This window comes from Peribacillus sp. Bi96, from assembly GCF_918698115.1.
Lineage (GTDB): Bacteria > Bacillota > Bacilli > Bacillales > DSM-1321 > Peribacillus.
Genome location: NZ_CAKKLV010000047.1, coordinates 1 through 15,197 on the forward strand (window position 1 = coordinate 1; position 15,197 = coordinate 15,197).

Annotated in this window: 19 protein-coding genes; 5 read left to right on the forward strand and 14 right to left on the reverse strand. The window is 40.1% G+C overall.

The annotated features are described in order from the left end of the window. Positions 1 to 92 (forward strand): IS3 family transposase (locus tag LQ203_RS26555; RefSeq protein ID WP_230156708.1); only part of this gene is annotated, 92 nt, incomplete at its 5' end. A 68-nt stretch (positions 93 to 160) separates the two neighbouring features. On the opposite strand, the gene LQ203_RS26560 is transcribed toward LQ203_RS26555, so the two are convergent. The 4 genes from LQ203_RS26560 to LQ203_RS26575 form a co-directional block, all read right to left on the reverse strand. Then, positions 161 to 349 (reverse strand): hypothetical protein, encoded by a 189-nt coding sequence (locus tag LQ203_RS26560; RefSeq protein WP_230162837.1) that lies wholly within the window; start codon positions 347 to 349, stop codon positions 161 to 163. A 79-nt stretch (positions 350 to 428) separates the two neighbouring features. Next, positions 429 to 1,001 (reverse strand): 5-formyltetrahydrofolate cyclo-ligase, encoded by a 573-nt coding sequence (locus LQ203_RS26565; RefSeq protein ID WP_230162839.1) that lies wholly within the window; start codon positions 999 to 1,001, stop codon positions 429 to 431. 189 nt (positions 1,002 to 1,190) lie between these two features. Beyond that, positions 1,191 to 1,340 carry a 50S ribosomal protein L33 gene (rpmG, locus tag LQ203_RS26570; RefSeq protein ID WP_028391797.1) on the reverse strand — a complete coding sequence of 50 codons (150 nt, stop codon included), beginning with the start codon at positions 1,338 to 1,340 and terminating at the stop codon, positions 1,191 to 1,193. A gap of 116 nt (positions 1,341 to 1,456) precedes the next feature. Continuing rightward, positions 1,457 to 2,065, reverse strand: a complete 609-nt coding sequence (locus tag LQ203_RS26575) for a hypothetical protein (RefSeq protein WP_230162841.1) — start codon at positions 2,063 to 2,065, stop codon at positions 1,457 to 1,459. A gap of 424 nt (positions 2,066 to 2,489) precedes the next feature. Between LQ203_RS26575 and LQ203_RS26580 the strand changes: the two genes are divergently transcribed. Beyond that, complete coding sequence (locus LQ203_RS26580) at positions 2,490 to 2,888, forward strand: hypothetical protein (protein WP_230162843.1); 399 nt, start codon at positions 2,490 to 2,492, stop codon at positions 2,886 to 2,888. Continuing rightward, positions 2,881 to 3,336 carry a hypothetical protein gene (locus LQ203_RS26585; RefSeq protein ID WP_230162845.1) on the forward strand — a complete coding sequence of 152 codons (456 nt, stop codon included), beginning with the start codon at positions 2,881 to 2,883 and terminating at the stop codon, positions 3,334 to 3,336. Before LQ203_RS26580 ends, LQ203_RS26585 begins: the two co-directional genes overlap by 8 nt. A 72-nt stretch (positions 3,337 to 3,408) precedes the next feature. Here the strand turns inward: LQ203_RS26585 and phoU are convergent, their stop codons facing one another. The 7 genes from phoU to LQ203_RS26620 all read right to left on the reverse strand — a co-directional run bounded on the left by phoU (position 3,409) and on the right by LQ203_RS26620 (position 11,598). Continuing rightward, positions 3,409 to 4,062 (reverse strand): phosphate signaling complex protein PhoU, encoded by a 654-nt coding sequence (gene phoU / locus LQ203_RS26590; RefSeq protein ID WP_230162847.1) that lies wholly within the window; start codon positions 4,060 to 4,062, stop codon positions 3,409 to 3,411. A gap of 20 nt (positions 4,063 to 4,082) precedes the next feature. After that, entirely contained in the window at positions 4,083 to 4,910 is an 828-nt protein-coding gene (pstB, locus tag LQ203_RS26595) for a phosphate ABC transporter ATP-binding protein PstB (protein WP_230162849.1), read from the reverse strand. A 15-nt stretch (positions 4,911 to 4,925) separates the two neighbouring features. Continuing rightward, positions 4,926 to 5,804, reverse strand: coding sequence for a phosphate ABC transporter permease PstA (pstA, locus tag LQ203_RS26600; RefSeq protein WP_230162851.1), 879 nt, complete (start codon positions 5,802 to 5,804; stop codon positions 4,926 to 4,928). A 3-nt stretch (positions 5,805 to 5,807) separates the two neighbouring features. Beyond that, positions 5,808 to 6,725: a phosphate ABC transporter permease subunit PstC gene (pstC, locus tag LQ203_RS26605; RefSeq protein ID WP_230162864.1), complete on the reverse strand. Its 918-nt coding sequence runs from the start codon at positions 6,723 to 6,725 to the stop codon at positions 5,808 to 5,810. A gap of 120 nt (positions 6,726 to 6,845) precedes the next feature. Then, complete coding sequence (locus LQ203_RS26610; protein ID WP_230162853.1) at positions 6,846 to 7,808, reverse strand: PstS family phosphate ABC transporter substrate-binding protein; 963 nt, start codon at positions 7,806 to 7,808, stop codon at positions 6,846 to 6,848. A 207-nt stretch (positions 7,809 to 8,015) separates the two neighbouring features. Then, positions 8,016 to 10,184, reverse strand: a complete 2,169-nt coding sequence (locus LQ203_RS26615) for a penicillin-binding protein 2 (RefSeq protein ID WP_230162855.1) — start codon at positions 10,182 to 10,184, stop codon at positions 8,016 to 8,018. 193 nt (positions 10,185 to 10,377) lie between these two features. Then, positions 10,378 to 11,598 (reverse strand): MFS transporter, encoded by a 1,221-nt coding sequence (locus LQ203_RS26620; RefSeq protein ID WP_230162857.1) that lies wholly within the window; start codon positions 11,596 to 11,598, stop codon positions 10,378 to 10,380. A 730-nt stretch (positions 11,599 to 12,328) separates the two neighbouring features. Here LQ203_RS26620 and LQ203_RS26625 point away from each other — a divergent pair. Continuing rightward, positions 12,329 to 12,523 (forward strand): hypothetical protein, encoded by a 195-nt coding sequence (locus LQ203_RS26625; RefSeq protein WP_230162859.1) that lies wholly within the window; start codon positions 12,329 to 12,331, stop codon positions 12,521 to 12,523. Positions 12,524 to 12,870: 347 nt separating this feature from the next. Here LQ203_RS26625 and sodA read toward each other — a convergent pair whose 3' ends face one another. Both sodA and LQ203_RS26635 read right to left on the reverse strand, forming a co-directional pair. Beyond that, the gene (gene sodA / locus LQ203_RS26630) at positions 12,871 to 13,479 is read right to left on the reverse strand and encodes a superoxide dismutase SodA (protein WP_034308436.1); all 609 of its coding nucleotides are present in this window, start codon (positions 13,477 to 13,479) and stop codon (positions 12,871 to 12,873) included. Positions 13,480 to 13,623: 144 nt separating this feature from the next. Next, on the reverse strand, positions 13,624 to 14,109 hold the full coding sequence (locus LQ203_RS26635) for a DUF456 domain-containing protein (RefSeq protein ID WP_230162860.1): 486 nt from the start codon (positions 14,107 to 14,109) through the stop codon (positions 13,624 to 13,626). 163 nt (positions 14,110 to 14,272) lie between these two features. Here LQ203_RS26635 and LQ203_RS26640 point away from each other — a divergent pair, with 163 nt between their 5' ends. Continuing rightward, positions 14,273 to 15,040, forward strand: coding sequence for a DUF1189 domain-containing protein (locus LQ203_RS26640; RefSeq protein ID WP_230162862.1), 768 nt, complete (start codon positions 14,273 to 14,275; stop codon positions 15,038 to 15,040). A gap of 65 nt (positions 15,041 to 15,105) precedes the next feature. On the opposite strand, the gene LQ203_RS26645 is transcribed toward LQ203_RS26640, so the two are convergent. After that, positions 15,106 to 15,197, reverse strand: a 92-nt coding sequence (locus tag LQ203_RS26645) for an IS3 family transposase (protein ID WP_230156708.1), incomplete at its 5' end; no start/stop codon positions are given.

Below are 15,197 nucleotides of genomic sequence, written 5' to 3' on the forward strand. Positions count from 1 at the left end.
ATATCCATTACTACAATCATCAACGAATCAAGGTAAAATTAAAAGGCATGAGCCCGGTAGATTACCGGATTCATGCCCTCAAGGCTGCCTAATTAAATAAAGTGTCTAACTTTTTGGGTTCACTTCAGAACAGGTTCCTTTTTTCAAGATGCCGGCATCATCATTTGGTCTGACTGAACATGCTTTGCATCATTTTATCCCTGAACATTGGCATATTCAAGGATTTGGTCACTAGAAATCTTCTCAGTATGCCGTTGGATAGCACCACATTTAGCAAGCGGTACCGATTTTTATATCCTGTAAAAACCACTAAACCAACCAAGAAGATTTGAATAATTAATCGAAGCATAACAATCCCTCCTATCATTAGTGTGATATAAGGACAGGATTTTTATGAGCTAAAAGTGATAATTAACGAACTTCTTCGACTAATGGGCATATGTACGAAAAACCTTCGTTGGGGTAATGAGCTTACCGACTGCCTTATCATGCACCTCTATCGGGAGTTCATCCATTATCTGAAGCTCGTATGCAAGAGCCATGGTAACTCCTCGGTAAAAAGAAAGGTAACGGTCATAATAGCCTCCCCCAAAGCCTAGGCGATACCCTTCACGGGTAAAAGCAAGGCCGGGTACAATCAATACATCCAATTCCTCCTTGAGGGCCTTAGCTGTTTCGGATACCGGTTCAAGCAAACCGGAATAAACAGACTCCAGCTGATTGAAGGACGAAATCTTTTTGAATTCCATTGTCTTTTTTTCAGGATCACATTTAGGTACTGCCACTTCTTTGCCCTCGCTCCATGCTTGTTCGATGATCCGTACAGTTGGAACTTCAGGCGGAATGGAAATGGTGATACCAATGGTTTTAGCTTTTTTCCATTCCTCAAGCGAAAATAAGTTTTCAGCTATTCTGTTCGATAGTTCTTCATGGTCCTCTTTGGTCAGCTCCCTTAGACGGGATCTGACTTCCTGGCGGAGCATTTTCTTGTTTTCTCTCATCGTTTCCGACTCCTTTGGTCTACTTCTATTATTATCTCATAATATTTGTTCCTGTACGAAAAATACGAAGTGGGAAGTTGCCGAATCCTTCCCTGCATGGAAAATAGATGCACCAAATGGTGTTCTTGAAAAAAGGAAGGAAAGGATTAAAAAAATGCATAAAAAAAACAACAGGAAAAATCCTGTTGCTTACTTTGTTTCACGGTGAGTCGTGCTGCGTTTTTCTCTTGAGCAGTATTTTTTAAGCTCAAGACGGTCTGGATTGTTACGTTTATTTTTTTTAGAAATATAGTTACGGTCTCCACATTCAGTGCAAGCTAATGTAATATTCACGCGCATGTGTATTTCCCTCCAAACATATTGACTTTTTCACATAGGACTTTTCTATAATAGCATTATTCACTGTGAATTGCTAGTATGTTTTTTGGGAAATCCGACAATAACTTTTTTATTTTTTAACTGGTTACGTTTTGCATCGATAGGAGGAGCTGATTATTTATGGCTTTCGCTTCTTCTTTCGTTTCAGCATGAATCGCCCAAGCCACCGCTTCCACACATTCCTTCGGCAAGATTTCCGTCTCTAATGTAAACATGCTGGTGACCTCACCTTTTGCGAGCGGTGAGTAAGCCAAGAGCCCTTCTTTCAGTGATTTAAAGCAGCCCTCTTGATAAAGGCTCCCTTTACCTTGAATGCAATATTGTGAAATGCTTTTCCCTTTTACCAATCCTCCTAATAAGGCAATGGATTGAGGGGCTACATGTAAAATCGCCCGTTCATTCGGACTGTAAAAAGCCACCGCCTGTCTTTCGAAAGCGTTTTCATAGTGAAAAAATAATTTAGGACGCTTCGTCTCAAATGAGGTATTCCTTATCGTGAACTTCGAAAAGGTCACCTGCCCCTGTGTAAAGGTTTGTAATAGTGTCCGTATATCCCCATTAGGATGACTCATCATGTCTTCCTCAGGATACCAATCAAAACTCTCATCCATCCATAACCCAGCCTTCAATCCCTTACGATATAGATCCTGGTTATCCTGAGGCATATATGCGAATAGCGAATTCATATGATCATCCCTTCCCCTTCGTTATTTTTGTATATCTTATCGTTAGGCGCTGACAGCGAAACTATCCACTTTGGAATCTGCACACCATTTCATATGGGTTTGTTAATTTGTAATATTCATAATATTTCGTTTTTTCAATTTATTATACCTTTATGTTAGCACTGAATTGGCTGATGGACAATAAACACATTTTGTCGAATTTTATGTAAGTTAGCTACCAAAGGGTTTTTTTCCGTTTTAATGCTTTTTTTTTTTTTTCTCGGCGATAGTCATGATGCTTTTCGACAATAATTTGAATACAAAACAGACAAAAAATGAAGTTAACTGCCGCTTCAGAAGATATTAAAATATGAAAATCACCATTTTTTTATAAATATGTGTAAAATATATGTATATGTCGAAAATTATCTTCTGAGGTGAAAACATGGAAACTCTCATCATCCTTCTATTCTCGCTAGCAATCGTCCTTCTTATCCTTTCCTTTTTCAGAAAAGACAAAGTGGCCAAATTAGAAGAAGATTTAGAACAGATGACCATAACATATATGCAGGATATGTACCAAATAAAAAAGAAAATGAAGATTCTTGAAGAAGAATTCGTTATCCAGGATGACCCTGTTCCTCCCATAAAAGAAAGATTCAAACAACCGCCTGTCACTTCCAATGATATCGAACCGATTCACGAAATTCTAAAAAGCCAGGTTCTATCCTTATATAGTCAAGGCCTTCCTTTGGACCAAATCGCCAAACAATCCTCACTAACAAGGGAACAAACCATTTCTGTCATCGAACAACAAAGATTGCGGGGAAATGAAGATGAATAAAGCAAGCATGCAGGGCCTTTCCGCTGGCATCATCTTTACAACAACAATCTTTGCTGGCTGTTATTATGGTACTGGATTAATCAAAGGTACCACCCCGACTACAGAAGAAGCAAAGGAATTGCTGGGGAATGAGGGATTTGTCGTATCACTTCCGATGAAGGAAGCTAAACAGACAGTTCAGACTCCAAAGGAAACGGATCAAGACTTAGAGGAAAAAGCACCTTCAAAAAAGGATCTTTCCATCGTTTCCTATACAATCAAAATCAAATCGAATATGACAACATCGGAAATTGCCAGTAGGCTTTCAAAGGAAAAAATCATCGATGATGCTGCTGGGTTTGAAGCATATATGAATGAACATGATTTCTCAAAAAAAATTCAAATCGGCGAATTTGTGGCTACGAATACTATGACATTTAGACAATTGGCCAATACTTTGACCCATTAATAATAAGAGAGACTTTTTAATGGACTTTGTCCGACCAAAAAGCCTCTCTTTTTTTTCAACTTAGGGATAGGTTCATTCATTCCTGCTAATATATCTCCCTCTTACCAGGAAATAAATATTTTCTGCAATATTCGTTGTATGGTCCGCTGTCCTTTCCAAATATCGGGCAATTAAGGAAAGCTGAGTGACCTGCTGAAGGTTCTTTTCATCTGAAAGGCGAAGGAGACTTCGAATCATATCTCCATAAAAGCGATCAACCTCATCATCCATTTCAATGATTTCTCTCGAAAGAGCAACATCTTCCTTCTCAAATGCTTCTATCGAGAGTTGAATCATCTTTAATGTAATATCATGCATCTCTTTTAATGGTGTTAAAGGCAGAATAAATGGCTGGTCACCGATTCGGATGGCTGATTTAGCGATATTCACACCAAAGTCTGCCATCCTTTCAATATCCGATGCGATTTTTATGGCAGCAATGATACGCCTTAAATCAATCGCAACCGGCTGCTGCTTTGCAATCAGTAAAATCGCAAAGTCGTTAATTTCCTCTTCCAGTAAATCAGCGATTGTATCATCATCAATAACTTCAAGAGCAGCATCGACATTATTGTTTTCCAGTGCGGCATATGATTTTGATATCGCCCCTGAAGCTAAATTAGCCAACTTCACGATTTTCTCCTGTAATTCTTTCAATTGAAGCTCAAAATTTTCACGAACGATCATTATCGCATCTCCCTTTCTCTTTAACCGAAGCGTCCGGTAATGTAATCTTCTGTTCTTTTATCATTCGGATTAGAGAAGATGGTGTTTGTATCAGAATATTCGATGACTTCCCCATTTAAGAAGAAGGCTGTTCTATCAGAGATACGTGCTGCTTGCTGCATGTTATGGGTAACGATGATGATGCTGAAATCTTTTTTCAGTTCTTGGACCAATTCTTCTATTTTCAAAGTGGATATCGGATCAAGGGCAGATGTCGGTTCATCCATTAATATGACATCTGGTTCGATTGCCAAACATCTGGCGAGACAAAGGCGCTGTTGCTGTCCTCCTGAAAGTCCATATGCATTTTCATGCAGTCGGTCTTTCACTTCATCCCAGATGGCAGCCCCTTTCAAACTCTTTTCAACGATCTCATCAAGAATTTTTTTATTTTTAATTCCATGGATTTTTGGTCCGTATACAACATTTTCATAAATGGATTTAGGAAAGGGATTGGGTTTTTGGAAGACCATTCCCACCTGTGTCCTTAAGTCTTCCACCTTATAGGACTGATCAAGGATATTCCTATTCCTATATTTAATCTGGCCTGTCGTTTTCACATCTGGGACTAGCTCTATCATTCGGTTCAATGTTTTGATGTAAGTGGATTTCCCACATCCTGAAGGACCGATGATGGCGGTCACTTCATTTTGATGCATATCTAGATTAATATTTTTCAAAGCATGGTTTTCTCCATACCATAAATTAAGATTGGATGTTTCATACACCTTTTCCGTCAAGGCAGCTGATCCGACATTTTCAACCCCGATTGCCGGTGACTCTTTTTCTCTCGTTAAGGTCATATTCATGCTTCCTTCCCCCTATCAGTATCTTTTCTGGAATTTATTTCGAATGATAACCGCTATTGAATTCATGAATATTAACAGGATGAGTAAGACGATGATTCCCGCGGCAGCAACCTGCTGGAATTCCTCCTGCGGACGAGATGTCCAATTATAGATTTGCATTGGCAGCACTGTAAATGTATCCATGAACGATTGCGGTAAAAAGGCGATGAACATTGGTATGCCAACCACCACCAATGGAGCCGTTTCACCGATTGCCCGTGACAAAGCAAGTATTCCCCCAGTTAAAATGCCAGGTATCGCAGCCGGAAGGACCACTTTCAATATGGTTTGCCACTTTGTTGCACCCATTCCAAATGAAGCTTCCCTTAAATCACGAGGTACGGCACGTATGGCCTCTTGGGCAGCTACTATGATGACCGGGAGAACGAGCAGGCTCATGGTCAAGCCTGCTGCCAATATGGACCGGTCCAAGGCTAGAGCACGAACGAAAACCGTTAAGCCCAACAGTCCAAATACTATTGACGGGACACCTGCCAGATTGGAAATATTCACTTTGATAAAAGTGGTAATCCAATTCTTCCTGGCATATTCCTCTAAATAGATGGCCGTTCCAACACCAAGCAGCAGGGAAACTGGAGCCACCACTACCATCAACCATATCGAACCGATCAGTGCTGCTTTTATACCAGCCTCTTCAGGTTTTCTGGAAGCGAAGTTCTGAAGGAAATCCCCATTCAAACTGCCAATTCCTTGAGTGAATATCCGATAAAATAAGATGGCCAATACGAGGAGGCCAACCAATGTTGCCAAGAAAAATAATCCTTTACAAATCGTGTTAACAGCCAGCCTAGCAGGCATTTTTTTTGCAACATGACTTTTGTTTATCAGTTTCATGACTTAATATTCCTCCCTGAACTTGCGAGAGATGAACTGCGCCAGTAAATTCATGATAAGCGTAAAGACGAACAGTGTCATTCCAACCGCATATATGCTGTAGTAAATCGTTGTCCCGTACCCTGCATCCCCCGAACTGACCTGTACAATATAAGCCGTCATCGTTTGAATCGATGAAGTGACATCCATGCTCATATTTGGGGTCGAGCCACCGGCAACGCTCACAATCATGGTTTCCCCGATCGCTCTGGATAAAGCAAGGACGATGGATGCCATAATACCTGAAATGGCTGCTGGCAATACCACTTTAATTGTCGTTTCGAGTTTCGTTGCTCCTAAAGCATACGCACCTTCGCGAATCGACTTTGGTACCGATACAAGGGCATCTTCCGACAATGAGGCTATCATCGGCATGATCATGATACCTACAACGATCCCAGGACTTAGGGCATTGAACATGTCAAGGGAAGGAAATAAATCACGCAAAACCGGTGTTACAAAAGTTAAGGCAAAAAAGCCGTAAACGATAGTAGGAATCCCAGCTAAAACTTCTAAAATCGGCTTGATGATTCTCCGTGTTTTCTCAGATGCATATTCACTCAAGAAAATGGCTGTTGCAAGCCCTACTGGCACTGCAACCACCGCTGCTATGACTGTTATCTTCAACGTTCCAACGATAAGTGGCATAATTCCAAATGAAGGTGTTGATGCAAATGGCAGCCATTTAGCTTCTGTAAAAAATTCCACGATAGATACTCTGTCAAAAAAGATAAATGTTTCAAATATAAGCGTCAAGATGATCCCTATTGTAGTAAAGACGGAAATTGCCGCCGTAAGGAACAAAAGCTTAGGTATGATTTTTTCCATATTCACTTTTTTCTTACGTTTCTTTTCCAGGATCATTTCCTGTACAGAATACATTTCTGTTTTTCTAAGTTCCAACTTGCATCCTCCATTTCAGACACACAATATTTGGATTTACAAGCTGTTACCCCCGCCTTAATCTAGTAAAGGCGGGATTTCAGTAGCCTGTAATATCGTTTATTTTTCCAGTTCTTTTAATTTATCAAGATCTTTCTGGTACTCTTCTTCCGGCAGGCTGACATAACCCACTTCTTCAGCGAGCTCTCCTGCATTTTCTATGACGAATTGAGTATAATCTGCAACTTGTTCTTTTTCTGCTACCGACTTATTAGCTACATATGTGTAAAGCGGACGTGACAATGGTGCATACTCCCCACTTTTAATCGTTTCATGTGTTGGCTCAACAGCACCTTTACCGTTGTCGATGGAAATGATCTTTAACTTATCTTTATTTTCTGCATAGTAGGCATAACCGAAGAATCCAATCGCATTTTTATCACCTTCTACACCTTGTACAAGAACATTATCATCTTCTGAAAGCGTAGCATTTTCCACCATAGGTTTTTCTTCAAGGATCACTTCATTGAAATAATCATATGTGCCTGAATCGGTTCCCGGAGAGTAGAATTTAATTTCTTCCTTCGGCCATTCAGGACGTATATCAGACCATTTCTTCACTTTTCCATTATCAATCCACAGTTTTTGAAGTTCTTCAACTGTTAGTGAATCGATGAATTCATTATCTTTATTGGCGACGATTGAAATACCGTCAAAAGCCAATTTCAATTCTGTATATTTAACTCCCTTTTCATCAAGTAAGGCACTCTCTTCTTCTTTGACCGGGCGGGATGCATTGGCTAAGTCCGTATCACCAGCGATGAATTTCTTGAATCCCCCACCTGTTCCTGACGATCCCACTGAAACCTTCACATCAGGCTGTGCACCCATATATTCTTCGGCAACTGCCTCCATGATTGGAAAGACCGTTGAAGAACCATCCGTAATCACTTCTCCCTGCAGTTGGCCTGATCCTTTTCCTTCACTGCTGCTTGTCTTAGTGTCATCGGATCCACAACCCGCCGCTACTGCAATTACTCCACCCATCACTACAGTCATTGCCATGCCTTTGAAACGTTTCATTTGTAAATCCCCCTAAGAATTTTATATGAATATTTTGTCCTACAACCAAATCATACTTTTAGACTGTAAACCCCGTTTGAAGCAAATGTAAATATTCAGTAAATTATTGTGTACTAATTGTAAAGATGAAAGAACTGGACTGCTCTCGTTTTTAAAAATGCAAAAAAAACACGTTTTCGGTTTTACCCAAAAACGTGTTTTAACTTTTTATTCATTTTCCTGGCTTTTTCTAACTTCAGCCTGGTCTTTTTGAACTTCTTTACCATTCTCCACTTTCAAATCAGTCGAGGTTTCGGTATTTTCCTTCTTAGCCCGTTCTTTTTTCAGTTTGAAATAAGTATCCATGATTTCTTCACCTATTTCTTTACTCATATCATGGCCCGAATGGCCCTGATACGCCCACGGAACAACAACAGCAAAAGCAACTTCCGGATTTTTAGCAGGTGCATAACCGACCATTGTGATATTCATCGTATCTTGAGGTTCGCTATAATTCGCTCGGTTCGGACCATCATAGAACGCTTGCGCCGTCCCAGTTTTAGCCGCTACCGTATATGGTTTATTACCAAAATACCTATATGCTGTTCCGCCTTGTTCCATTGAAACTTTCTCGAAACCGCTCTGCACACGTTTTATCCATTCTTCCTTCATTTCAAGTCGATTAAGGACAGTCGGTGAAACATCTTCGGCTACGGGACCCAATTCCTCATTATTATCAACCGGATCGCGGATTTCCTTAACCATATGCGGCTTCATGCGGTTACCGCCATTTGCGATGGCTGAAACATATTGCGCGAGTTGCATTGGTGTGTACGTATCATACTGTCCGATAGCAAGGTCAAGCAGCTTACCTGGAGATGTTTCGGAACCTTTGAACCCGCTCATTTCATTCGGGAGATCAATCCCTGTACGGACTCCCAAGCCAAACTGGGCAAATGAATTCCGCATGGTCGAAAAGGCGCTAGAACTAATATTCAATGGCTCATTCGGCACATAATGCGCACCCGCAATATTAATGGCCGTTCTGAACATATAAACGTTGGAAGATACTTTTAAGGCGGTTAAATCATTAATGTTCCCAAAGTTACTATATGAACCTTTAGCGGGGGTACCTTTGATTTTCAACTTCGTATCATAAAAGTACGTACCCGGCTGGATCGCCCCTTGCTGATAACCGGTTAAAACGGTAGCACCTTTAACCGCAGAACCCATCGTATAAGAAGTCGTGATATTACCTAATGCAAAGTCCTCAATGGAAGATTTGCCGGTTTCAGGGTCCTTCTCATATTTCTTACCGGCCATCGTTAATACTTCCCCTGTATCGGGATCCATCATGACGACAAAGGCCCTGTCCAAGAATTTGGTGTTACCCATTTTTTTCTTGGCAATCAATTGCTTTTCAATGATTTCCTCTGTTGCAAGCTGTAAATCCATATCAACTGTCAATATAAGATCTTTTCCTCGCGAACCTTCGGTAACCACTTCGGAATCGACCACATTTCCTGATTTATCGGTCACATTCCTTACTTTCGCTTTCTGCCCTTGGAGGATATCTTCATATTGCGCCTCAATATAACTCTTACCTACACGGTCATTCCGGCTGTAATCACGTGCAAGGTAGTAGTTCAGGCTTTCACTAGGCAATCCTTCTTCAGATGAGGAAACTTTACCCAATACAGATTTAAGTGTTTTATTATACGTATAAAAACGATCCCAATCCGTTGATATATCGACCCCAGGAAGCGAATCAAGGTTTTCACTCACCCTGGCGAATTCTTCTTTCGTTACTTTCTTGTTTTTCACGATCTGCGGAGTAAGGGCATATCCGCTTGCAAACTCCCTATAAATGGCGAGAGTTTCCATATCCTTATCCGAAATTTTCATTTCATCCGCCGTAATCCTTTCGAGCTGAAGCTTATACAAATCACTTTCTTCCATCTCGCCCTGTTCGACTTGTTTTCGCTCTTTATCCGTAATCTTTTTCTCGGCCAATTTTGGATTATTCAATATCCAAAAATCCTTTTTATCGCGCTCAGTCACTTTATCTGTGTCTTTTTCAATCAATTTTGCGAGTTTCTCAGCCGTTTCCACCATTTCTGCTTGTTTCGTACCTTGCTTTCGTGTATATGTAATTGCATCCAGTGGTTGGTTGTCGACCATCAGTTTTAAATTCCGGTCATACATTTTTCCACGGGGCACCGAATTATTCACGGTCACTTCCTCTGTTCTTTCAATCTCACGCCGGTAATCATCACCATATACAATCTGTACAACACCCAAGCGTAAAATTAAAGCGGAAAACAAAACAAACACTAAAAAGAAAAGAATATTCAATCTGAAAGGCACATGCGTCTTTTTCTTTTTCTTTTTATTCACACTAAGCCACACATCCTTTTTACATAGTCATAATAGTCCTATACTATTCTATAGAACATTTATATTTTTTTCTACCTTAGTGTTCTAGAAATATTAAACATCTAACGAACTTTCCATAAAAAGTGACTTACGGCTCATAACATACAAAAACGCAAGGCATCGAAATTGAAAAGAGGCCTCTATGGCCTCTTTTTTAAACTTGGTCATTGATATCGATTTTCCGTACAAACCAATATATCACGGTATGCCCCGCCCCGACGATCAGCAGATAAAACGGAAGCATTTGCTTTAGGTCGAAAAAAAGGACGGACAGAATGAATCCCGATATTGATACAATCCTTCCAAAATGAACGAAAAGCTCCCTGACCACGATATATTCAATCCTCATTTCCGCTGCTTTCCATGCTCGGCCTATAATGTCATACGTCAATGATATATAAGGGACCAAAAGAATCGGATAGGCAGTTGCCACCACCGCCCCATATATGAGAAGTTTTCCGAAAGTGAAATCAAAGGCAATCAGTAAGACCCCTGCATACAACAGGATTCCTCCTATAAGAATCGCCTTTTTTCGCATCGGCTGTTTTATATAACGAGATGCAAGATAATACGCAACGAATGAAATGGCTGAATTTAATAGACCATAGCTCCCTAAGGCAAGCTCACTCTCCGTCTGAATGAAAACGATAATCGAAATGATGAACATGAATGTACCCTCTCGTATACCTTGAAAAAAGTGTGCACGAGTGATTAAAAGCCAATTCCGATTATTTTTACGTTCTTTCAATATCCGAAGGAAAAAGTATTTCCCATGAGCCGGGCGCCTTTTTAATGAAAAGCTAAGAAACACGGCAACGGAAAACAAGAGCAAAGACAACCCGAATACAATGGAATAACCTGTGAATTTTTCAAGCCTCGAAATGATGAACCCTGAAAGAATCGGACCAACCATCCCCCCAAGGGATGATAAAATCCCTAAAAAACCATTGAAGAAGTCTCTTGTTTCAGGTTCCGTAATCTCAAACGTCAAAACATTATAAGCAAGCCAATAAAACCCATAGCCTATTCCTATCAATGCACCAAGCAGCCAAATGAAATCCGTGGCCCGCGTGCCAACCAATAGGACAGATAAATAAAATAGGGCCAAAAAGATAACACCTAGACGCAAAACAATGATTCGATCCACTTTTTTCGCCAGCCTGCCTGCAAAAACAAAGGTTAGCGGTTGAAAAAGCACCACGGTTAGATTATATACGGCAATATCAACAATTTGACCGGATTGTTTCCACAAGTACACATTAACAAATGTATTGGATAAAGCAATGCTTAAACTGTACAAGCCGCCAATAAACAATAGGAGGTGCAGATCCTTCTTTCCTCCCGCTTCACCCAACCATCTCTCTAAAATACCCATTGTTTTAACTCTCCTTTAAATTCCACTCTAGTGTTTGAAAAAACAAGGGGATTTATGTAAAAAAAAAGTAAAGAAAACTCTTCGATTGCCGGAGGCAGAGAAGTAGTTGCACTTATACTGTTTTCCTTTTAGCCTCTTCTACTCCGAAACAGTGTAAAGAAAACTCTTCGATTGCCGGAGGCAGAGAAGTAGTTGCACTTATACTGTTTTCCTTTTAGCCTCTTCTACTCCGAAACAGTGTAAAGAAAACTCTTCGATTGCCGGAGGCAGAGAAGTAGTTGCACTTATACTGTTTTCCTTTTAGCCTCTTCTACTCCGAAACAGTGTAAAGAAAACTCTTCGATTGCCGGAGGCAGAGAAGTAGTTGCACTTATACTGTTTTCCTTTTAGCTTCTTCCACTCCGAAACAGTGTAAAGAAAACTCTTCGATTAGCGAGACAGGATGGTGAAGACAGAGAAGTAGTTGCACTTATACTGTTTTCCTTTTGCTTCTTCCACTCCAAAAAAGTGTAAAGAAAACTCTTCGATTGGCGGAGGCAGAGAAGTAGTTGCACTTATACTGTTTTCCTTTTAGCTTCTTCCACTCCGAAACAGTGTAAAGAAAACTCTTCGATTGGCGAGACAGGATGGCGAAGACAGAGAAGTAGTTGCACTTATACTGTTTTCCTTTTAGCTTCTTCTACTCCGAAACAGTGTAAAGAAAACTCTTCGATTGGCGGAGGCGAAGTCGATGTTCATGAATTCGGAGTGTTTACTCGTGAGTTTTTGGCTTTTACTAATGAATTCGGAGTGTTTACTCGTAAATTTGTGCGTTACTCGTGAATTTCAGGCTTTTACTCGTGAATTCGCGGTGTTTACTCGTGAGTTTTTGGCTTTTACTCGTGAATTCGGAGTGTTTACTCGTAAATTTGTGCGTTACTCGTGAATTTCAGGCTTTTACTCGTGAGTTTTTGACTTTTACTCTTGAATTCGGAGTGTTTACTCGTGAGTTTTTGGCCTTTACTCGTGAATTCGCAGCTTTTACTCGTAAATTTGTGCGTTACTCGTGAATTTGCAGCTTTTACTCGTGAATTCGCGGTGTTTACTCGTGAATTTGCAGCTTTTACTCGTGAATTCGAAGTGTTACTCGTGAATTCCTTTCACTTCTTTTGGCGAAACAGCGTTACGCTTTACCTTTATATTGTTTTTTTCATGTTCCTGTTTGGATTAAAGAAACAAAAAAAAGACAGGATTCCTTTTCACAAAAGGAATCCTGTCTTTTTTAATTACTTATTATTTTGCAGCGCTGTAACGTTTTGCAACTTCATCCCAGTTTACAACATTCCAGAAAGAATTGATGTATTCAGGACGACGGTTTTGGTAGTTTAGGTAGTAAGCATGTTCCCAAACGTCTAATCCTAGAAGTGGAGTTTTACCTTCTGATAATGGATTGTCTTGGTTTGGTGTACTTGTTACTTCTAACTCGCCATTGTTGACTGCAAGCCAAGCCCAGCCAGATCCAAAACGAGTAGTAGCCGCTTTAGCGAACTCTTCTTTGAAGCTGTCAAAGCTGCCGAATTTTGAAGTGATAGCATCCGCTAATTCACCAGTTGGTTGTCCGCCACCGTTTGGTGAAAGGATTTCCCAGAATAATGTGTGGTTAGCATGACCGCCACCATTGTTGCGTACAGCAGTACGAACAGCTTCTGGCACTGCATCAAGGTTAGCGACAATTTCTTCAACGCTTTTGCTTAGAAGTTCTTGGTTGCCTTCCAGAGCATTGTTCAAGTTTGTCACATATGTGTTGTGATGTTTAGTGTGGTGAATGTTCATTGTTTCTTTGTCAATGTGTGGTTCTAATGCATCGTATGCATACGGTAATTGTGGAAGTTCAAAAGCCATAATAAAATTCCTCCCTATGTAAGCTGTTTTTTTTGAGGGCTTCAGTTCTCGAATGATACCTAAAGCTCGCTAGCAATAGAGTATCAAATTTTTATAACCGTTTCAAACCATATGCCTCATTTTTTCATTTTTCAATAATATTTCCTATGAGAATACCACGTATATAAAATATCCAATCATCAAAAGTTGAATGATACCTTTTGTAATCACACTGCTTATAAAACCTACAACGGATCCCAGGCCGATTTTAGAAGCTGTAACCGGATCTTTTTTATGAACTAGGATTTCTGCCAGGAATGCCCCGATGAATGGGCCTATTAATATTCCGACGAATGGAATCACGAATGGTCCGACAAGGAGCCCAATCGTACTGCCCCAAACTCCCGCTTTCGTGCCGCCGTATTTTTTGACCCCAACCATGTTTGCGATATAATCAGCCGCGAACAGAAGGATGACGAATAAAATTTGGACCGTCCAGAAGAACCAGCCAAATGGTTCAAAAGAATAAAATAATCCATATAACAACATTCCGCCAAATATGAATAAAACACTTGGGATGATTGGAAAAATCAGACCGACAAAGCCCATTATGAACATGAGGATAATTATGATCCAAAATAGTGTATCCACAATTAAAAACGCCCTTTCTCATTTCATTTGTAATTTGCCTCTTTCTCTCCATAATTGCCTCTTTATTGATGGTTGAAACCAATGTAGCAGAATACAGGTTGTTTTATTTTTCCCATATAGTTAAAATTGGTTAGGAATCTTATATAGTTAGGTGCTGAAAACATTGAACATATTCAAACAACTATGGGTAAGCTTATATTCTCCTAAAGATATCGCTTCCTTTCAAAACCAAGGTATCGGCAAAACGATTTTGTACGTATTTTTTGTTAGTCTCATCGCTTTTCTCCCTTCAGCTTATTATTTCGGTACAATGATGGTTGATGGGCTAGATGCCATGCACGAAACAGTATCTGAAGACTTACCTCAATTTGAAATCAAAAATGGCACATTGACGACTGAGAATGGTGAACCCTTCACCATGAATAAAAATGGATATCAAATTTTTGTAGATGGTACCGGGACCTTGACTCCGGAAAAAGTGGCTGCAAAATCTGATGAAGCTGTCGCCCTTTTAAAGTCTGATCTCGTTTTCGTATCTGGAGGCAACGTACAGTCCTCTCCATATTCCCTTTTGGAAGGTGATAATCAGAAAATATCCACTTGGCTTGATTCAGTCGAGTCTGTGCTGCCGATTATCCTTCCATTGCTACTACTTATATTATACTTGTTTACTGCTAGTGGGATTTTCATAAAAGTGACAATCCTTGCAGCTTTCGGTCTTCTTTTCAAAAGTGCCCTTGGCCGTTCGACTTCCTATAGGCATCTATGGAGAATTGGTGCTTACAGCATTACGCTTACCACTATTTTCTTCACCATCATGGATTCCTTTCAAGCAACGGTTCCATTCGCTTCACTCATTAGCTGGTTTGTGACATTGATGATGTTATACTTATCCATTAAAGAAACCTCAGCTAACAAGAAATTAGATTGACCTAAAAAGCATAAAGATCCGGACAAATTCTGAAGTGAACCCAAAAAGTTAGACACTTTATTTAATTAGGCAGCCTTGAGGGCATGAATCCGGTAATCTACCGGGCTCATGCCTTTTAATTTTACCTTGATTCGTTGATGATTGTAGTAATGGATAT